Annotated in this window: 17 protein-coding genes; all 17 read right to left on the reverse strand. The window is 62.3% G+C overall.

Translation table 11 applies throughout. The features are described 5' to 3' along the window. The 17 genes from M52SOB_RS06505 to gyrA all read right to left on the reverse strand — a co-directional run bounded on the left by M52SOB_RS06505 (position 1) and on the right by gyrA (position 17556). Positions 1-786 (reverse strand): 3'-5' exonuclease, encoded by a 786-nt coding sequence (locus tag M52SOB_RS06505; RefSeq protein ID WP_131111117.1) that lies wholly within the window; start codon positions 784-786, stop codon positions 1-3. Beyond that, positions 783-1688, reverse strand: a complete 906-nt coding sequence (cysM, locus tag M52SOB_RS06510) for a cysteine synthase CysM (RefSeq protein WP_131111118.1) — start codon at positions 1686-1688, stop codon at positions 783-785. The genes M52SOB_RS06505 and cysM overlap by 4 nt, the downstream gene beginning before the upstream one ends. After that, entirely contained in the window at positions 1685-1966 is a 282-nt protein-coding gene (locus M52SOB_RS06515; RefSeq protein WP_284155235.1) for a DUF2442 domain-containing protein, read from the reverse strand. Before M52SOB_RS06515 ends, cysM begins: the two co-directional genes overlap by 4 nt. Further along, a complete protein-coding gene (locus M52SOB_RS06520) occupies positions 1963-2187 on the reverse strand; it encodes a hypothetical protein (RefSeq protein WP_284155236.1) in 225 nt (74 codons plus the stop codon). Before M52SOB_RS06520 ends, M52SOB_RS06515 begins: the two co-directional genes overlap by 4 nt. A gap of 87 nt (positions 2188-2274) precedes the next feature. Then, complete coding sequence (gene rfaD / locus M52SOB_RS06525; RefSeq protein WP_131111119.1) at positions 2275-3270, reverse strand: ADP-glyceromanno-heptose 6-epimerase; 996 nt, start codon at positions 3268-3270, stop codon at positions 2275-2277. Between the two features lie 2 nt (positions 3271-3272). Next, on the reverse strand, positions 3273-4196 hold the full coding sequence (rfaE1, locus tag M52SOB_RS06530; protein WP_131111120.1) for a D-glycero-beta-D-manno-heptose-7-phosphate kinase: 924 nt from the start codon (positions 4194-4196) through the stop codon (positions 3273-3275). Further along, positions 4193-5380, reverse strand: a complete 1188-nt coding sequence (gene lapB / locus M52SOB_RS06535) for a lipopolysaccharide assembly protein LapB (RefSeq protein ID WP_131111121.1) — start codon at positions 5378-5380, stop codon at positions 4193-4195. Before lapB ends, rfaE1 begins: the two co-directional genes overlap by 4 nt. Positions 5381-5384: 4 nt before the next feature. Continuing rightward, positions 5385-5651, reverse strand: a complete 267-nt coding sequence (locus tag M52SOB_RS06540; RefSeq protein WP_131111122.1) for a lipopolysaccharide assembly protein LapA domain-containing protein — start codon at positions 5649-5651, stop codon at positions 5385-5387. Between the two features lie 9 nt (positions 5652-5660). Further along, entirely contained in the window at positions 5661-5948 is a 288-nt protein-coding gene (locus tag M52SOB_RS06545; protein ID WP_131111123.1) for an integration host factor subunit beta, read from the reverse strand. A 9-nt stretch (positions 5949-5957) separates the two neighbouring features. Further along, entirely contained in the window at positions 5958-7667 is a 1710-nt protein-coding gene (gene rpsA / locus M52SOB_RS06550) for a 30S ribosomal protein S1 (RefSeq protein ID WP_131111124.1), read from the reverse strand. 28 nt (positions 7668-7695) lie between these two features. Further along, complete coding sequence (locus tag M52SOB_RS06555; protein WP_131112460.1) at positions 7696-9666, reverse strand: bifunctional 3-phosphoshikimate 1-carboxyvinyltransferase/cytidylate kinase; 1971 nt, start codon at positions 9664-9666, stop codon at positions 7696-7698. Continuing rightward, positions 9666-10556, reverse strand: a complete 891-nt coding sequence (locus M52SOB_RS06560; RefSeq protein WP_131111125.1) for a prephenate dehydrogenase — start codon at positions 10554-10556, stop codon at positions 9666-9668. The genes M52SOB_RS06555 and M52SOB_RS06560 overlap by 1 nt, the downstream gene beginning before the upstream one ends. Beyond that, positions 10556-11644, reverse strand: a complete 1089-nt coding sequence (hisC, locus tag M52SOB_RS06565; protein ID WP_131111126.1) for a histidinol-phosphate transaminase — start codon at positions 11642-11644, stop codon at positions 10556-10558. Before hisC ends, M52SOB_RS06560 begins: the two co-directional genes overlap by 1 nt. 11 nt (positions 11645-11655) lie before the next feature. Then, positions 11656-12738, reverse strand: a complete 1083-nt coding sequence (pheA, locus tag M52SOB_RS06570) for a prephenate dehydratase (protein WP_131111127.1) — start codon at positions 12736-12738, stop codon at positions 11656-11658. Then, the gene (locus M52SOB_RS06575; protein WP_131111128.1) at positions 12738-13919 is read right to left on the reverse strand and encodes a phosphoglycerate dehydrogenase; all 1182 of its coding nucleotides are present in this window, start codon (positions 13917-13919) and stop codon (positions 12738-12740) included. The genes pheA and M52SOB_RS06575 overlap by 1 nt, the downstream gene beginning before the upstream one ends. Beyond that, positions 13912-14994, reverse strand: a complete 1083-nt coding sequence (gene serC / locus M52SOB_RS06580) for a 3-phosphoserine/phosphohydroxythreonine transaminase (protein ID WP_131111129.1) — start codon at positions 14992-14994, stop codon at positions 13912-13914. Before serC ends, M52SOB_RS06575 begins: the two co-directional genes overlap by 8 nt. A 3-nt stretch (positions 14995-14997) precedes the next feature. Further along, positions 14998-17556: a DNA gyrase subunit A gene (gene gyrA, locus M52SOB_RS06585; protein ID WP_131111130.1), complete on the reverse strand. Its 2559-nt coding sequence runs from the start codon at positions 17554-17556 to the stop codon at positions 14998-15000. Between the last annotated feature and the right edge of the window lie 30 nt (positions 17557-17586).

Genomic DNA, 17586 nt, shown 5'->3' on the forward strand with positions numbered 1-17586 from the left:
TCAGTTCCAGGCGGCGAGAAACTCCCGCCAGTGCGCTGCCTCGATCTTCGCCAGCGCGTCGCGCACGCTGGCCACTTCCTCGTCGTGCTCCTCGACGGACATCTGCCCCCGCATCATCTGGAAGCGTAGATAGACGAGATAGGTATTGACGACATCGGTCTCGCAATAATCGCGGATCGCGTCGATCTCGCCCGCAAGCCACGCACTCCACACCGCGCCGCCGTCCATGCCGAGCTTGCCCGGCAGACCCATGAGCTTGGCCAGCTCATCGAGCGGCGCGTTGGCGCGGGCCTGATAGAGCGCCAACAGGTCCATCAGGTCGAGGTGGCGTGTGTGATAACGACTGATGTAGTTGTTCCACTTGAAGTCGCGGCTGTCTTTGTAATCGCCCTCGCCCATCTCCCAGTAGCGCGGCGCCTTGACGCCGTGGATCAGCCCGCGGTAGTGCAGCACCGGCAGGTCGAAGCCACCGCCGTTCCATGACACGATCTGCGGCGTGTATTTCTCGATGCCGGCGAAAAAGCGCCGGATGATTTCCGCTTCGGAAAGTTTCGGCTCGGCCAGCGACCAGACCTTGAAGCCCTCGTCGCTCCTCATCACGCAAGAGATGACGACGACGCGCTGCAGATGATGCGGCAGGAAATCCGTGCCGTTCTTCGCACGCTGCTTCTGGAAGGCGAATTCGGCCACCTCGGCATCGGGCAGCGCCCCCGGCAGATCATGGAGAAGCCGCAGCCCCGCGATGTCGGGGATCGTCTCGATGTCGAAGACGAGAACCGGGATCACGCCGGAAATACGCCCGTGGACAGATAGCGGTCGCCGCGGTCGCAGACGATGCTGACGATCACCGCATTGTCCACCTCGGCGGCGATGCGCAGGGCCACCGCCATCGCCCCGCCCGAGGAGATGCCGGCGCAGATGCCCTCCTCGCGAGCGAGCCGGCGCGTCATGTCCTCGGCATCCTGCTGGCTCACATACTCGAGCCGGTCGATGCGCGAGAAATCGCAGATCTTGGGCAGATATTCCGGCGGCCACTTGCGGATGCCGGGAATCTGCGCGCCCTCCTCCGGCTGGCAGCCGATGATCTGGATCGCCGGATTCATTTCCTTGAAGTAGCGCGAGCAGCCCATGATCGTGCCGGTGGTGCCCATGCTGGAGACGAAATGGGTGATCTTTCCTCCGGTGTCGCGCCAGATTTCCGGACCGGTGCCGCGGTAATGTGCGAGCGGATTGTCCGGGTTCGAAAATTGGTCGAGCATCCTGCCCCGGCCGGCCTTGACGAGCCGCTCGGCCTCGTCGCGCGCGCCTTCCATGCCAGCCGCCTTGGGGGTGAGGATGAGCTCCGCGCCATAGGCGCGCATCGACTGCCGCCGCTCGATGCTCTGGTTCTCCGGCATCACCAGCACCATTCTGTAGCCGCGCATCGCCGCTACCATCGCCAGCGCGATGCCGGTGTTGCCCGAAGTCGCCTCGATCAGTGTATCGCCCGGCTTGATCTCGCCGCGTTTTTCGGCTTCCAGGATCATCGACAGGGCTGGCCGGTCCTTGACCGAGCCGGCCGGATTGTTGCCTTCGAGTTTGGCGAGGATGACGTTGTTGCGCCGCGCGTTCTCGGCGCCGGGCAACCGTTGCAGGCGCACCAGCGGCGTATTGCCGACGCAGGATTCGAGGGTGGGAAAAGCGCTCACGCCGCCTCCTTGAGCGCTGCCGGCGTTGCGATGCTGTTGTGGTAGAGATCCGCGATCGGAAAGCACAGCTCGTAATCGCCCCAGACCAGTTCGCCATATTCGATGCGCCAGGAGGCGAAACGGCTGGGATCGAGATAGGCGCGGATGGCCGGGTGTCGGGCATGAGAGAGGAACGGATGGAAATCGACGACCTGCTCCGTCCCGTCATCGAACCACAAACGAATCCTGTATTCCCCGGCCGATTCAGCACGCACGATATTGACCGGCGGCATGCTCATTTGAGTCTCCTGGTGATGGTCTCCGGACGTACTGGCTTGTGCAACACGAAGAAGTCTATCCATTTGCTGACGATCTCGCTGGCCTTGGCTTCGACGAGTTCACGGAAATACCGCATTTCACTCGTTTCGAGGGGCAAGCGTCCCGCCACGGCATCGAAGCGAATATCGACGACGGCCCCATCGATGACAACGATCTCCGCACGCGCCCCCGCCCCTGGCACTTGCCATGCACATGCACGGGTTCGTGCTCGTTGGCATAAAACATCACGATCAATCCGAAATACTCGTACAGCTTCGGCACACGACACTCATCCGGCGAGGTATTTCACGTATTTCGCCACGCCTTCCGCGACATCGGCAAAGGCTTCGGTGTAACCCGCCTCGCGCAGCGCAGTGATGTCGGCCTGCGTGAAGCTTTGATATTTGCCTTTCAAGGCTTCGGGGAAGGCGATGTATTCGACGATGCCCTGCGCGACCATCTCGGCCAGCGTCAGCGGTGGCTCGCCTTCCAGCGCGCGGCAGGCGTTGACGGTCGCATGGGCGATGTCGTTGAACGGTTGCGCCCGGCCGGTGCCGAGGTTGAAGATGCCCGATTTGCCCGGATGGTCGAGAAAGAAGAGATTGACCTTGACGACATCCTCGACATAGACGAAATCACGGCTTTGCTCGCCGTTGCCATAGCCATCGCAGCCTTCGAACAGCTTCACCTTGCGGCTTTCACGATACTGGTTGAAGTGATGAAAGGCCACCGAGGCCATGCGTCCCTTGTGCTGCTCGCGCGGACCATAGACGTTGAAATAGCGGAAGCCCACCACCTGCGATGACGGTTCTTCTTGTGCCAGGCGCCGGCGCACCATCTGGTCGAAAAGAAATTTCGAATAGCCATAGACGTTCAGTGGCCCCTCATGTTCTCGCGCCTCCCTGAACACACGCCCAGCACCATAGACCGAGGCGGATGAGGCATAGAGGAACTGCACCTCCTGATCGAGGCAATGATCCAGCAACGCGCAGCTGTAGCGGTAGTTGTTCTGCATCATGTAATGGCCGTCGGTTTCCATCGTGTCGGAGCACGCCCCTTCGTGGAACACCGCTTCGAGCACACCGTCGAAATGGCCTTGCTGCAAGAGTTCGAGGAACTCGTGCTTGTCGAGGTAATCGGCGATTTCGCAATCGACGAGGTTCTTGAACTTGTCCGCCTTCTTCAAATTGTCGACGGCGAGGATGTTGTCGATGCCGCGCTCGTTCAACGCCTTGACGAGATTCGCGCCTATGAACCCGGCCGCACCGGTGACGACGTAATACATGCTCATTCCTTCAGTTCTTCCAGTGAACAGGTAGCGGTGCCGAGCTTGCCGACGACCACACCGGCCGCACGATTGGCCAGCCGCATCGCTTCCGGCAGAGGCCGGCCGGCAGCCAGCATCACCGCCAGCGTGGCGATCACGGTATCCCCCGCACCGCTGACATCATAGACCTCGCGCGCCTGCGCCGGCTCGTGAATCGTCTCATCCGCGGCAAACAGCGTCATGCCTTCCTCGGAGCGCGTCAGCAGCACGGCATCGAGTGCCAATTCGGCACGCAGTTTGGCGACGCGCTGAGCGAGATCCGCTTCGTCTTTCCAGCGACCGACGACCTCACGCAATTCGGCGCGGTTGGGCGTGACGATGCTCGCCCCCGCATAGCGCGCGTAGTCGTCGCCTTTGGGATCGACGAGCACGGGCTTGCCGTATTCCCTGGCAATGCGGATCATCTCGGCGATGTGGGTCAGGCCGCCCTTGCCGTAGTCGGACAGGATCACGACATCGCATTGCGGCACACGCGCTTCGAACTCGGCCAGTTTTGCTTGCAACACCTCGTGAGCCGGCCAGTTCTCGAAGTCGATGCGCAGCAGTTGTTGCTGACGGGCGATGACGCGGAGCTTGACGGTGGTATTGAGCTGCGCATCTTCATGGAGACTCGCCTCGATCGCCGATTCGGCCAGCAAGCGGGCGAGCGACTGGCCAGCCTCGTCGGCGCCGACGACGGACAGCAAAGTCGCCTGCGCGCCGAGCGCAGCGATGTTGCGTGCGACGTTGGCCGCGCCACCGGGACGCTCCTCGGTGCGCTCCACCTTGACCACCGGCACCGGCGCTTCGGGCGAAATGCGCGAGACTTCGCCGAACCAGTAGCGGTCGAGCATCACGTCGCCGACGACGAGCACACGGGCATTGCGGGTGTCAGGCAGGTTCATGGGACGAGATCGAATTCCTCGGTGCGTTTCGGGGGGAAGGTTTCCCAGCCGCCACAGGCCGGGCAGCGCCAGTGGAACTGACGCGCCTTGAAGCCGCAGTCGTCACAGCGGTAGCGCGCCACACGCCGGGTATGGGTATGGATCAGATTTTTGATGAGCTCGAGATCGGCGCGCCTTTCCGGAGGCGCGAGCAGGATTTGCGCTTCGAGCAGCTTGTCCAGGCCCAACAGGGTCGGGTTGCGCCGCAGCTCGTCACGCACCAAGCCATAGGCGGCTTGGGGACCCTCTCCGGCCAGCACCGCCTGGAACACGGCGTCGAGTAGATCGAGCGACGAATGGCGTTCGAGATAGCCGCGCATCAGCTCGATGCCTGCCTGCTCACGGCCGAGCTGCCGGAATGCAGCCATCATCTTCTCTGCTGCCAGTGACAGATATTGCGGGTTTTGCTGTTCGATTGCCTGCCAGTGGCCAATCGCCGCTTCCGGGGAGCCGGACTTCGCTTCGAGCTCGCCCAGCATCAGCGTGGCGCGCACGCAGCGGCGGTTGGCGGCCAGCGCAGACTCGATGTGTTCGCGTGCCGCATCGAAACGGCCATTGAGCAGATCGGAGGCCGCCAGTTCACAGTGGAACTGGGCGATTTCCTTTTGCCACAAATGCTCGGCATGGCCAGGCATTTCCTGGGCGATGGCGATGGCCTTTTGCCAATCCTTCTCCAGCTGGTAGATCTCCAGCAGGTTGCGCAGCGCATCTTCATCACGCGCTGTGCCGCGCAATTTGAGAAAAACGTCTTCTGCGCGGTCGAGCAGCCCTGCTTTCAGATAATCCAGGCCAAGCTCGGCGAGCGCCTGCAACCGTTGTTCCTCGGTCAGCTGGGTCAGCGAGGCGTCACGGTCGATCAGGTACTTGTGGACGCGGATTGCGCGATCGGTCTCGCCACGCCGGCGAAACAGGCTGCCGAGCGCGAAATGCAGTTCGACGGTTTCCGGGTCGATGCGCGCCGCTTCGAGAAACGCCTCGATCGCCCGATCAGGCTGCTCGTTGAGCAGGAAATTCAGGCCAGTGAAATAGGAACGTGGCAGGGCGCGCGATTCGCTGACGACTTGCTTGATGTCGATGCGCGCCGCCAGCCAACCGAAGGCGAAAAACAACGGCAGCGCAAGCAGCCACCAGAGCTCGATTTCCACGGTGTCAGGATTCCTGGGCCGGCGGCTGCTTGTCGTGCAATTGCCGTTTGAGGCGCCCCATGTCGCGCCGCAGGCGAATCATCTGCGGCAGCAAGGCCATCAAACCGAGAAAGGCGCCGATCGCCAGGGCGGCGAGCAAGGCCAACGACAAAGGCACCCGCCAGACGGTATCGAAGTAGAAGCGCAGCTCTACCTCGGAACCATTCTTGATCGCCAGGCCGAGCAGGACGACGAACAGAAGGCCACGCAGGAGCCAGAGCAGCGCATTCATGGCACGACCCTACTTGCCGACCTGATCGACGCGCTCGCGCAACTCCTTGCCCGCCTTGAAATGCGGCACATACTTGGCCGGCACCTCGACTTTGGCGCCGGATTTCGGATTGCGGCCGATGCGCGGCGGGCGGTAGTTGAGCGAGAAGCTGCCGAAGCCGCGAATCTCGATACGCTCCCCCTTGGCGAGGGTTTCCGCGAGCGCATCGAGAATCACCTTGACGGCCAGATCCGCATCCTTCGCCACCAGCTGCGGAAAACGCTGTGCCAGACGGGCTATCAACTCGGATTTGGTCATGGCCCCGGCTTATCGCTGATTGAGCTTGGCTTTCAGCAAGGCGCCGAGATTGGTGGTGCCGGTCGAAGCAGCCGCCGATTCGGCCGAGAGCTTTTGCATCGCTTCGGCCTGTTCGGCCTGATCCTTGGCCTTTATCGACAGGTTGATCGAACGCGATTTGCGATCGACGTTGATGATCATCGCCTCGACGGTGTCACCGACTTTCAGATGTTGCGAGAGATCCTCGATGCGCTCGCGCGAGTACTCGGAAGCACGCAGGTAACCCTCGACCTCGCCGCCGAGATCGATCACCGCACCCTTGGCGTCGACGCTCTTGACCGTGCCGGTGACCAGACTGTTCTTGTCGTGCGTGGCGATGAAGCTGGTGAAAGGATCGCCATCGAGTTGCTTGATGCCCAGCGAAATGCGCTCCTTCTCTACGTCGATGGAGAGCACCACGGCCTCGACCTCGTCGCCCTTCTTGTAGTTCTGCTTGGCCTCTTCGCCAGGCAGCGACCAAGAGAGATCGGAGAGATGCACCAGGCCGTCGATGCCGCCGGGCAGGCCGATGAAGATGCCGAAGTCGGTGATCGACTTGATCGCGCCCTTCACCTTGTCGCCCTTCTTGTGGTTCATCGCGAACTCTTCCCACGGGTTCGGCTGGCACTGTTTCATGCCGAGGGAGATGCGGCGGCGGTCTTCGTCGATTTCGAGGATCATCACCTCGACCTCGTCGCCGAGCTGGACGACTTTCGACGGATGGATGTTCTTGTTGGTCCAATCCATTTCGGAAACGTGCACCAACCCCTCGATGCCTTGCTCGATTTCGACGAAGGCGCCGTAGTCGGTGAGGTTGGTCACCTTGCCAAAGAGACGCGTGCCGGCCGGATAGCGGCGTGCGATGCCGATCCACGGATCTTCGCCCAGCTGCTTCATGCCGAGGCTGACGCGATTTTTTTCCTGATCGAACTTGAGCACCTTGGCGGTGACTTCGTCACCGACGTTGAGCACTTCGGACGGGTGACGCACGCGCCGCCAGGCGAGATCGGTGATGTGCAACAGGCCATCGATGCCGCCCAAATCGACGAAGGCGCCGTATTCGGTGATGTTTTTGACGATACCCTTGACGATCGTGCCTTCCTGCAGGCTTTCCAAGAGCTTCTGGCGCTCTTCGCCCATGTTGGCTTCCAGCACGGCGCGGCGCGAAAGCACGACGTTGTTGCGCTTCCTGTCGAGCTTGATGACCTTGAATTCGAATTCCTTGCCTTCGAAAGGCGTCGTGTCCTTGACCGGACGGGTATCGACCAGCGAGCCGGGCAGGAAGGCGCGGATGCCGTTGGTCATCACGGTGAGGCCGCCCTTGACCTTGCCGGTGATCACGCCCTTGACGAGGGTGCCTTCGTTCATCGCCTTTTCGAGATCGTTCCAGGCAGCGATGCGCTTGGCCTTCTCGCGGGAAAGGCGGGTTTCGCCATAGCCGTCTTCGAGCATCTCGATGGCGACCTGGACGAAATCGCCGGGCTTGACTTCGATTTCTCCTCGGTCGTTCTTGAACTCATCGACCGGGATGAAAGATTCGGATTTGAGGCCCGCGTTGACGACCACGAAATTCGGATCGACACGGACGACTTCGGCCGTGATCACTTCGCCGGCGCGCATTTCCTTGCGCGTGAGGCTTTCTTCGAACAGGGCGGCAAACGATTCGTTGGCGGGATTCACGGCAGCAGCGGTAGCAGACATAGGGTTAGTGGTTGATGGAAAAAAACCGTCAGGCGACGGGTGGGTTGAAAAACGGCAGACGGCGACGGACTCTGTCCATCACCGCTGCCACGGCTTGGTCGATGTTCAAGGTCGTGGTATCCACGAGATCGGCATCGGGCAATTGCTTCAAGGGTGCGACGGGTCTTGCGGCATCGCGGGCATCCCGTGCTTCGAGATCCTTTACGATGTCCTGCAAAAGGGGACGCATGTTATCAGGCATTCCCTTCTCGATCAACTGCTTATAACGCCTCAGCGCACGCGCTTCGGCTGACGCGGTCAGAAATACCTTGACCGGGGCATCGGGGAAGACCACCGAACCCATGTCGCGGCCATCGGCGACGAGTCCAGGGAAGCGGCGAAAGGCACGCTGGCGGTCGAGCAACGCCGCGCGCACAGCGGGGTAGACGGCGATTTTCGAGGCGCCGTTGCCGACGGCCTCACTACGGATCGCCTCGGTCACGTCCTCTCCGGAAAGGAAGATTCTGTCGTTGCGGAATTCCGCCGGCAGCGTGGCGGCGATCGCCGCGACCCCGGCCTCATCGTCGAGCGAAACATCCGCCTTCATCGCCGCGAGGGCGGTCAGCCGATAGAGCGCGCCGCTGTCGAGGAAATGGAAGCCCAGTGCTTTCGCCACCCGCTGCGCCACCGTGCCCTTGCCGGACGCCGAAGGACCGTCGATCGCGATCACCGGTGCGGTGATCTGCGCAAAGGCATCGAAGTAATGCGGAAAGGTCTTGGCGACACAGCCCGGATCGTTGATGCGCACCGGCACACCGCCCAGCGCGACGAGCGAGAAGCACATCGCCATGCGGTGGTCGTCGTAGGTGTCGATGGCCACATGGGAGCGCAAACTCGGCGCTGGCGAGACGGCAAGAGAATCTGTGCCCTCCTCCACCGTCGCGCCGAGCTTGCGCAGCTCGTTCGCCATCGCCGCGATGCGGTCGGTCTCCTTGACGCGCCAGGAGGCGATGTTGCGCAAGACGGATTTTCCGTCGGCGAACAGCGCGGCTACCGCCAAGGTCATCGCCGCGTCGGGAATGTGATTGAGGTCGAGGTCGAAGGCCTTGAGCTTTCCGGTGGCGGGCGCACTGGCCGCGATGAAATTCTCTCCCCAGACGATCTGCGCGCCCATCGCGGCCAGTGCATCGGCAAAGCGCACATCGCCCTGGATGCTGTTCTTCCCCACACCTTCGACACGCACCGGCCCGCCGCCGATCGCGCCCGCGGCGAGAAAGTATGAGGCCGCCGAGGCATCGCCCTCGACATGCAGCACGCCGGGGCTCCTGTAGCGCTGTCGGCCGGGGATCGTGAACCGCTGCCAACCTTCGCGCTCGACCTGCACCCCGAAACGCGCCATCAGATTCAGCGTGATCTCGATGTAGGGCTTGGAGATCAACTCCGTCGTCAGTTCGATGACGGCCGTCTCGCTGGTGAGCGGCAGCGCCATCAACAGCGCGGTGAGGAATTGCGACGAAACGTCGCCGCGCACCCGGATCGGCGCGGCGAGTTTCACGCTGGCCGGCATGATTTCCAGCGGCGGATAACCTTCCTTCCCCGCATAGCGCACGTCGCAGCCGATCTGGCGCAGACCATCGACGAGATCGCCGATGGGTCGCTCGTGCATGCGCTGCACGCCGCTCAATCTGTACTGCCCGCCGGAGAGCGCCAGTGCGGCAGTGAGCGGCCGGATCGCGGTACCGGCGTTGCCCATGAACAGCTCGCCCTGTTTGACCGGGAACACGCCGCCTGCACCCCGTACCCGCCAGCAGTTCGCGCCCTTGGATTCGAGCCCGATGCCGAGAGAAGCCAAGGCGGTGAGCATCACGCGCGTATCGTCGGAATCGAGCAGATCATGGATTTCCGTCACGCCTTCGGCCATCGCGGCCAGCAGCAGCATGCGGTTGGAGATGCTCTTCGAACCCGGCAACTTCGCCGTGCCGGCAGCGTAGGAGAGCGGCGGCAGATCGAGCGATGGCATCATTCACCCACCGGTGGCAGCGTTTCCAGCCAGGCATCCCGCCGCGCACGGGCCGTGGCGAACATGTTTTCCAGTCCTGCACTGTCGGCGCTGGCGAGCAGCACGCGCGTCTTCATGAGCTCGACCATGAAGGCATCGAGCTCTTTCATCAGCGCGTGACGGTTGGCAAGACAGATGTCGCGCCACATTTCCGGGTGGCTGCTGGCAATGCGCGTGAAATCGCGAAAGCCGCTGGCGGCAAAGGAAAACAGTTGATCGGCGTTGTCGCGGCCAGCGAGGTCGTGCACCAGCGCGAAGGCCAGGAGGTGCGGGAGGTGACTGACCGCCGCAAAGACGCGGTCGTGCTCTTCGGACGAGAGTTGCGTCACTTTCGCGCCAGTGAGTTCCCAGACCTGGCGAATCGCCGCGACGTCCTCCGGGCGGTTTTCCGGCAAGGGGGTGAGCACCACGCGCTTGCCGAAATACAGATCGGCCCTGGCTGCCGTCACGCCGCTTTTTTCCGCGCCGGCGATCGGATGGCCCGGAACGAACTGACCGATCTTATGCCTGAGCGCCTGTCGCGCTGCAGCAACGACGTCGCTCTTGGTGCTGCCGCCGTCGGTGACGAGCGTATGAGGCCCGAGATGCGGCGCGATCGCCTGCATGACCGACAGCATCTGGCCGACCGGCATGCCGAGGAACACCAGGTCGGCGCCCTGCAAGGCGCTTTGCCAGTCGCAGCCGATCTCGTCGATGACGCCGAGTTCCAACGCCTGTTCCAGCGGCGCGCGGGTACGGCCCAGGCCGACGATGTGCGGGCAATCGTGCCGTCCCGCCAGCGCCGACTTTACGGCCAAGGCAAACGAGCCGCCGATCAGGCCGACACCGCAAATGACCAGCTTCCCTGCCATCAGAGACTCTTCTCCAGCGCTTCGAGGAAGCGCGCATTTTCGCTTTCGAGACCGATGGTGACGCGCAGATGGTTCGGCAGGCCATAGCCGCCGATCGGCCGCACGATCACGCCCTGCTGCAAGAGTCTCCGATTCACCGCCGTGCCGTCGGGAACGGCAAATGTGACGAAATTGCCATGCGACGGGATGTGCTCGAGGCCGAGGCGTTTCAAGCCGGCGACCACCTGTTCCATACCGCGACGGTTGAGCTGATAGCTCTCGGCGACGAACAGGTGGTCATCGAGCGCCGCGCAGGCGGCGGCGATGGCCAGGTTATTGACGTTGAAGGGTTGGCGCACCCGGTTCATCAAATCCGCGACTTCTGCTGCTGCCACTGCGAAGCCGACGCGCAAGCCCGCCAGACCATAGATCTTCGAAAAAGTGCGGGTGATGATGAGATTGGGAAAATCCTTCAGCCAGCCCACGGTATCGACGCGCTCGGCGGGCGGCAGATATTCATTGTAGGCCTCATCGAGCACCACCGCGACATCGGCCGGCACATGGGTGATGAATTCGCGCACCTCGGCATAGGGCAGGAAATTGCCGGTCGGGTTGTTCGGATTGGCGATCCAGACCACGCGCGTGTCCAGACGGATCGCCGCCTTCATCGCCGCCAGATCGTGGCCATAATGTTTCGCCGGGGCGACGATGCACTCGGCGCCGGTGGAGAGCGTCGCCAGCGGATAGACGGCGAAAGCGTGCTGCGAAAAGACGGCCGAACGGCCCGGCGCGAGGAAGACCCGGGCGGCGAGATCGAGCACGTCGTTCGAGCCGTTGCCGAGCACGATCTGATCCTGTCCGACCCCCAGACGTTCGGCCAGCGCTGCAATCAATTCATACTGATCGGGATAACGCTCGCAGCCGCTGAGCGCCTTCTCGACCGCCGCACGCGCCTTCGGGCTCATGCCCAGCGGATTTTCATTCGAGGCCAGCTTGACGATCTTGTCGACGGCCAAGCCCATCTCGCGAGCCAGCTCGGTGATCGGTTTGCCGGGCACGTAAGGGGATATCTTGCGGACGTAGGGCAGCGCCTGATCAAGGAGGTTCATGAGTGCGCTCTTTAGTGGGTGGCTTTGGGATAGGAACCCAATTCTTTCAGGAAACCGACACAGCCCTTCAGGTCCTCGAGCGCGGCGGCGACGTTCGCATCACTGCGGTGCCCTTCGACATCGATGAAGAACACGTACTCCCAGCGCGAATTGCCGAAGCCGCGCGCCGGACGCGACTCGAAGCGCGACATCGAGACGCCGTGATTTTTCAACGGCGTCAGGAGATCATGCACCGCGCCGGGCTTGTTCTGCGCCGAGCAGACGAAGGAAGTTTTGTCATGACCAGAGGGGCCGGCATCGTGGGTGGCGAGGACGACGAAGCGTGTCGTGTTGTTCGGGTCGTCCTCGATGTTCGCGGCAAGGATGTTCAAATCGTAAAGACGCGCCGCCGCTTCGCCGGCGATTGCGCAGGCTTCCGGATCCTCCGCCGCCATGCGCGCGGCTTCGGCATTGCTCGCCACCGGCACGCGCGGCAGATGCGGCAGGTTGCGGTTCAACCACTCGTGACACTGGGCGAGCGACTGGGCGTGCGAATAGAGCTTTTTCACGGCAGCGAGCGATTCCGCCTTGCTCATCAGGTTCTGATGGATGCGCAGATTCACCTCGCCGCAGATCATCAGCGGTGATACGAGCATCTGATCGAGGGTGCGGCCGACCGAGCCCTCGGTCGAATTCTCGATCGGCACGACGCCATAATCGGCCTGGCCGGCCTCGACGGCGCGGAAGACGTCGTCGATGGTGAGAAACGGCGTGAAGGTCGGCGCCGAGCCGAAATGCTTCTTCGCCGCCGATTCGGTGAAGGTGCCGGCCGGACCGAAATAGGCGATCTTGAGCGGCTGCTCGAGGGCAAGACAAGCCGACATGATTTCGCGGAAGATCGTGCGCACGGCCGCTTCCGGCAGTGGACCGGGATTCATTGCGGCGATGCGGCGCAACACCTGGGCCTCGCGTTCTGGACGGTAGATGTTGCCCTGCTTGATCTCGCCGACCTTCTGCGCCAGTCGCGCACGCTCGGAGAGCAGGCGCAGCATCTCGCCATCGATCGCGTCGATGGCAGTGCGCAGTTTGGCTAGCGCTTCAGCCTCGCCGGCCATCAGCCCTCCTGCGGCAGATAGCGTACGGCGAGCACGCCGTCGATTTTGGCGATCGCTTCGATCACCGCTTTGGGCACAGCGCTATCGACATCGACGAGCGTGTAGGCGACATCCTGTTTCGATTTGTTGACCATGTTGTGGATGTTGAGGCCGGCCCCTGCCAGCGCGGCGGTGATTTGGCCGACCATGTTCGGCACGTTGGCGTTGGCGACCGCGATACGGAAGGCCGACTCGCGCGGCATGACGACATTGGGGAAATTCACCGCATTGACGATGTTGCCGTCGAGCAGATAATCGCGCAGCTGATCGGCGACCATGATCGCGCAGTTCTCCTCGGCCTCGCGCGTCGAGGCGCCCAGATGTGGCAAGGCGATGACCTGCGGGTGGCTGTTGATCTGGGCGCTCGGAAAGTCGCAGACATAGGTGGCGAGTTTTTTCGTTTCGAGTGCAGTCAGCACCGCCGCTTCATCGACCACACCCTCGCGCGCGAAATTGAGCAGCACGGCGCCATGCTTCATCAGCGCGATGCGCTCGGCGTCGATCATCTTTTTGGTCGCTGTGACGAGCGGCACATGCAAGGTGATGAAATGGCTGCCTTTGAGCACCTCGACGAGGCTATTGGCCTTCTTGACTTGCGAAGGCAGACTCCAGGCCGCATCGACGGTGATTTCCGGGTCATAGCCGATGACCTGCATGCCGAGCTTGATCGCCGCATCGGCGACCAGACAGCCGATCTTGCCCAGTCCCACGACGCCGAGCGTGTGGCCGGCAAGCTCGAAACCTGCATAGGTTTTCTTGCCTGCCTCGACCTTCTTCTCCATCTCAGGGTCATTCGGCTCGAGCGCAGCGACGAACTTCAGCGCCGCCGGCAAATTCCTCGCCGCCATCAGCATGCCGGCGAGCACCAATTCCTTCACTGCGTTGGCGTTCGCGCCCGGTGCATTGAACACCGGCACGCCGCGCTGGCTCATTGCCGCCACCGGGATGTTATTGGTGCCCGAACCGGCGCGGCCGATGGCCAGCACAGAACGCGGAATCTCGACGCTGCGCAAGTCCGCCGAGCGCAGCAAAATGGCGTCCGGATTGACGACCTCTTTGGCGCAGACGAAACGCTCGCCAAGACGTTTCAAGCCAGTGGGCGAGACGTTGTTGAGGACGAGGACTTGAAAAGGCTCAGCCATGACGCTGTTCGAATTCACGCAGGTAATCGACAAGCGCCACGACCCCCTCCTTCGGCATCGCGTTGTAGATCGAGGCGCGCATGCCGCCGACCGAGCGGTGACCTTTTAACTGCACGAGACCACGTTCCTTGGCGCCCTTGAGGAACGCTTCGTCGAGCGCGGCATCCTTCAGCGTGAAGGGAATGTTCATCCGCGAACGATCCTCCTTGTGCACCGGATTACGATAGAACTCGGTGGAATCGAGGTAGTCGTAGAGCAGCTGCGCCTTTTCGATGTTTTTCTGTTCCATCGCCGCCACACCGCCGTTTTTCTTCAGCCACTGGAACACCAGGCCGGCGATGTAGATCGCATAGGTGGGCGGCGTGTTGTACATCGATTCCGCATCGACATGAGTCTGATAGTCGAGCATCGCCGTGGGCTTGGGCTGCGCCTTGCCAACCAGATCCTCGCGCACGATGACGATGGTGAGCCCCGCCGGACCGATGTTCTTCTGCGCCCCGGCATAGATCAGGCCATACTTGCTGACGTCGATCGGCTTCGACAGGATGTTCGAGGACATGTCGCAGACCAATGGCACGTCGCCGGTGTCGGGTGTCCAGTGGAACTCGACGCCGCCGATGGTCTCGTTGGCCGTGTAATGCACATAGGCGGCATCCTTGGAGAGCTTCCAGTCGGCCTGCGCCGGCGCATAGGTGAAGTTCTTGTCTTCGCTGCTGGCGACGACATTGACGGTGCAAAAGTTCTTGGCCGCCTTGATCGCCTTCTTCGCCCACTCGCCGGTGTGGACATAGTCGGCCAGCGACCGGCCGGCAAGCAGGTTCATCGGCACCATCTCGAACTGCAGTGACGCGCCACCCTGCAGGAACAACACCTTGTAGTTCGTGGGAATACCCATCAGCTCTCTGAGATCGGCCTCGGCCTGGGCAGCGATGGCCATGAACTCCTTGCCGCGGTGGCTCATCTCCATGACCGACATGCCGGCGCCATGCCAGTCGAGCATCTCCTCGGCAGCCTGTTTGAGGACTTCTTCGGGCAGCGCGGCCGGGCCGGCGCTGAAGTTGAATACGCGTGCCATTGCTTACTCCTCGTCTTCGGTTTCGATGACCTTTTCGATGCCGGCGAGCTTGGTGCCGTCATCCAGATTGATGAGCCGCACGCCCTGAGCGGAGCGCCCGGTTTCGCGCACCTGGTCGACTCGGCTCCTGATCAGCACGCCGCCGGTGGAGATGAGCATCACCTCGTCGTTTTCCTCGACCAGCACGGCGCCGATCAATGCGCCGTTACGCTCGGAGGTCTGGATCGCGATCATGCCCTTGGTGCCGCGGCCGTGCTTGGTGTACTCGGCGATCGGTGTTCTCTTGCCGTAGCCGTTTTCAGTGGCGGTCAATACATTGAGCTTCTCGTCTTTGGCCACCAGCATGCAAATGACCTTTTGCCCTTCCTCCAGCATCATGCCGCGCACACCGCGCGCGATGCGCCCCATCGGCCGCACGTCGTCTTCGGAAAAGCGCACCGCCTTGCCGGCATCGGAAAACAGCATCACGTCGCAACTGCCGTCGGTGATCGCCACGCCGATCAGGTAATCGCCTTCATCGAGATTGACGGCGATGATGCCCGCCTTGCGCGGATTGGCAAACTCGGCAAGCGGCGTCTTCTTCACCGTGCCTTGGGCGGTGGCCATGAAGACGAAATGCGCCTCGTCGAAAGTCGGCGTTGGCAATACGGCAGTGATTTTTTCGCCGTCCTCCAGCGGGAAGAGATTGACGATCGGCTTGCCACGCGAAGTGCGCGAACCCTCCGGCACCTCATAGACCTTGAGCCAATAGACACGGCCGCGATTGGAGAAACACAACAGGTAATCGTGGGTGTTGGCGATGAACAAGCGTTCGACGAAATCGTCCTCCTTGACTGCCGCCGCCTGCTTGCCCCGGCCGCCGCGTTTCTGCGTGCGATAGTCGTCGAGACTCTGGCGCTTGACGTAGCCGCCGTGGGAAAGCGTCACCACCATGTCCTCGCGCGCGATCAGATCTTCGAGATTGATGTCCGCGGTGGCGAGTACGATCTCGGAGCGGCGCTTGTCGCCAAACTGCGCCTTGATGGCCGCAAGCTCGTCGGCGATGATCTTCGTGATACGTTCGGGCCGGGCGAGGATGTCGAGCAGATCCTCGATCTGCGTCATCACCTCCCGATATTCGGCAACGATCTTGTCCTGCTCCAGCCCCGTCAAACGCTGCAGGCGCAGATCGAGGATCGCTTGGGCCTGCACGTCGGAGAGAGCATAGCCGCGGCGCGACCAGCCGAACTCCGGCGCCAGCCCCTCGGGCCGCGAAGCCTCGGCCGCAGCGCGCGCCAGCATCTCCTCGACCAGGGTCGAGCGCCAGGTGCGCGCCATCAATTCGCGCTTGGCATCTGCCGGGGTGGGCGCCGCCTTGATCAGCGCGATGATCTCATCGACATTCGACAGCGCGACGGCGAGCCCTTCGAGCACATGGCCGCGCTCACGCGCCTTGCGCAATTCGAACACGGTGCGGCGCGTCACCACCTCGCGGCGGTGGGACAGGAAGCAATCGAGCAGCTGCTTCAGGTTCAGCGTCTGCGGGCGGCCGTCGACCAGCGCCACCATGTTCATGCCGAAGGTGTCCTGCAGCTGCGTCTGCTTGAACAGGTTGTTGAGCACCACTTCGGGCACCTCGCCGCGGGCGAGCTCGATCACCACGCGCATGCCGGACTTGTCGGATTCGTCCTGGATGTGCGTGATGCCCTCGATCTTCTTCTCTTTGACCAGCTCGGCGATCTTCTCCAGCAAGGTTCTTTTATTGACCTGGTAAGGAAGCTCATCGACGATGATCGCCTGCCGGCCGGATTTGAGCTCCTCGAAATGAGTGCGGGCGCGCATGATCACCCTGCCGCGACCGGTCAGATACCCTTCGCGCACACCGGAGAGGCCATAAATCAGGCCGGCCGTCGGGAAATCGGGTGCCGGCACGATCTTGATCAGCTCCTCGATCGGAATCTCCGGGTTCTCCAGCATCGCCAGGCAGGCGTCGACCACTTCGCCAAGGTTGTGCGGCGGAATGTTGGTCGCCATGCCGACCGCGATGCCGGCGCTGCCGTTGATGAGCAGATTCGGAATCTTCGCCGGCAGGACGAGCGGCTCCTTTTCCGAGCCATCGTAGTTCGGCCCGAAATCGACGGTTTCCTTCTCGATGTCGGCCAGGAGCTCATGGCCGATCCTGGCCATGCGCACTTCGGTATAACGCATCGCCGCCGCGTTGTCGCCATCGACCGAACCGAAGTTGCCCTGGCCATCGATGAGCATATAGCGCAGTGAAAAATCCTGCGCCATGCGCACGATCGTGTCATAGACCGCGGTATCGCCGTGCGGATGGTATTTACCGATCACGTCGCCGACGACGCGCGCCGACTTTTTATAAGGCTTGTTCCAGTCGTTGCCCAGCTCATGCATTGCATACAACACACGGCGATGCACGGGTTTGAGGCCATCACGCGCGTCCGGCAACGCCCGGCCGACGATCACGCTCATCGCGTAATCGAGATAGGAGTGGCGCATCTCCTCTTCGAGACTGATCGGCAGGGTTTCCTTGGCGAAGGCGTTGGTTGCGGCAGCAGAGGTCATAGGGCTAACAGAGGCTGGCAAGCCCGCTAG

Origin of the sequence: Sulfuricystis thermophila, from assembly GCF_004323595.1 — a bacterium.
GTDB classification, from domain to species: domain Bacteria; phylum Pseudomonadota; class Gammaproteobacteria; order Burkholderiales; family Rhodocyclaceae; genus Sulfuricystis; species Sulfuricystis thermophila.

Bases quoted from the DNA above. Each gene is read 5' to 3' on its own strand.
- M52SOB_RS06515 (WP_284155235.1), bottom strand. From the start codon at position 1,966: ATGAGCATGCCGCCGGTCAATATCGTGCGTGCTGAATCGGCCGGGGAA.
- rfaD (WP_131111119.1), bottom strand. From the start codon at position 3,270: ATGTATTACGTCGTCACCGGTGCGGCCGGGTTCATAGGCGCGAATCTC.
- rfaE1 (WP_131111120.1), bottom strand. From the start codon at position 4,196: ATGAACCTGCCTGACACCCGCAATGCCCGTGTGCTCGTCGTCGGCGAC.
- M52SOB_RS06540 (WP_131111122.1), bottom strand. From the start codon at position 5,651: ATGAATGCGCTGCTCTGGCTCCTGCGTGGCCTTCTGTTCGTCGTCCTG.
- M52SOB_RS06545 (WP_131111123.1), bottom strand. From the start codon at position 5,948: ATGACCAAATCCGAGTTGATAGCCCGTCTGGCACAGCGTTTTCCGCAG.
- rpsA (WP_131111124.1), bottom strand. From the start codon at position 7,667: ATGTCTGCTACCGCTGCTGCCGTGAATCCCGCCAACGAATCGTTTGCC.
- M52SOB_RS06555 (WP_131112460.1), bottom strand. From the start codon at position 9,666: ATGCCATCGCTCGATCTGCCGCCGCTCTCCTACGCTGCCGGCACGGCG.
- M52SOB_RS06560 (WP_131111125.1), bottom strand. From the start codon at position 10,556: ATGGCAGGGAAGCTGGTCATTTGCGGTGTCGGCCTGATCGGCGGCTCG.
- hisC (WP_131111126.1), bottom strand. From the start codon at position 11,644: ATGAACCTCCTTGATCAGGCGCTGCCCTACGTCCGCAAGATATCCCCT.
- pheA (WP_131111127.1), bottom strand. From the start codon at position 12,738: ATGGCCGGCGAGGCTGAAGCGCTAGCCAAACTGCGCACTGCCATCGAC.
- M52SOB_RS06575 (WP_131111128.1), bottom strand. From the start codon at position 13,919: ATGGCTGAGCCTTTTCAAGTCCTCGTCCTCAACAACGTCTCGCCCACT.
- serC (WP_131111129.1), bottom strand. From the start codon at position 14,994: ATGGCACGCGTATTCAACTTCAGCGCCGGCCCGGCCGCGCTGCCCGAA.
- gyrA (WP_131111130.1), bottom strand. From the start codon at position 17,556: ATGACCTCTGCTGCCGCAACCAACGCCTTCGCCAAGGAAACCCTGCCG.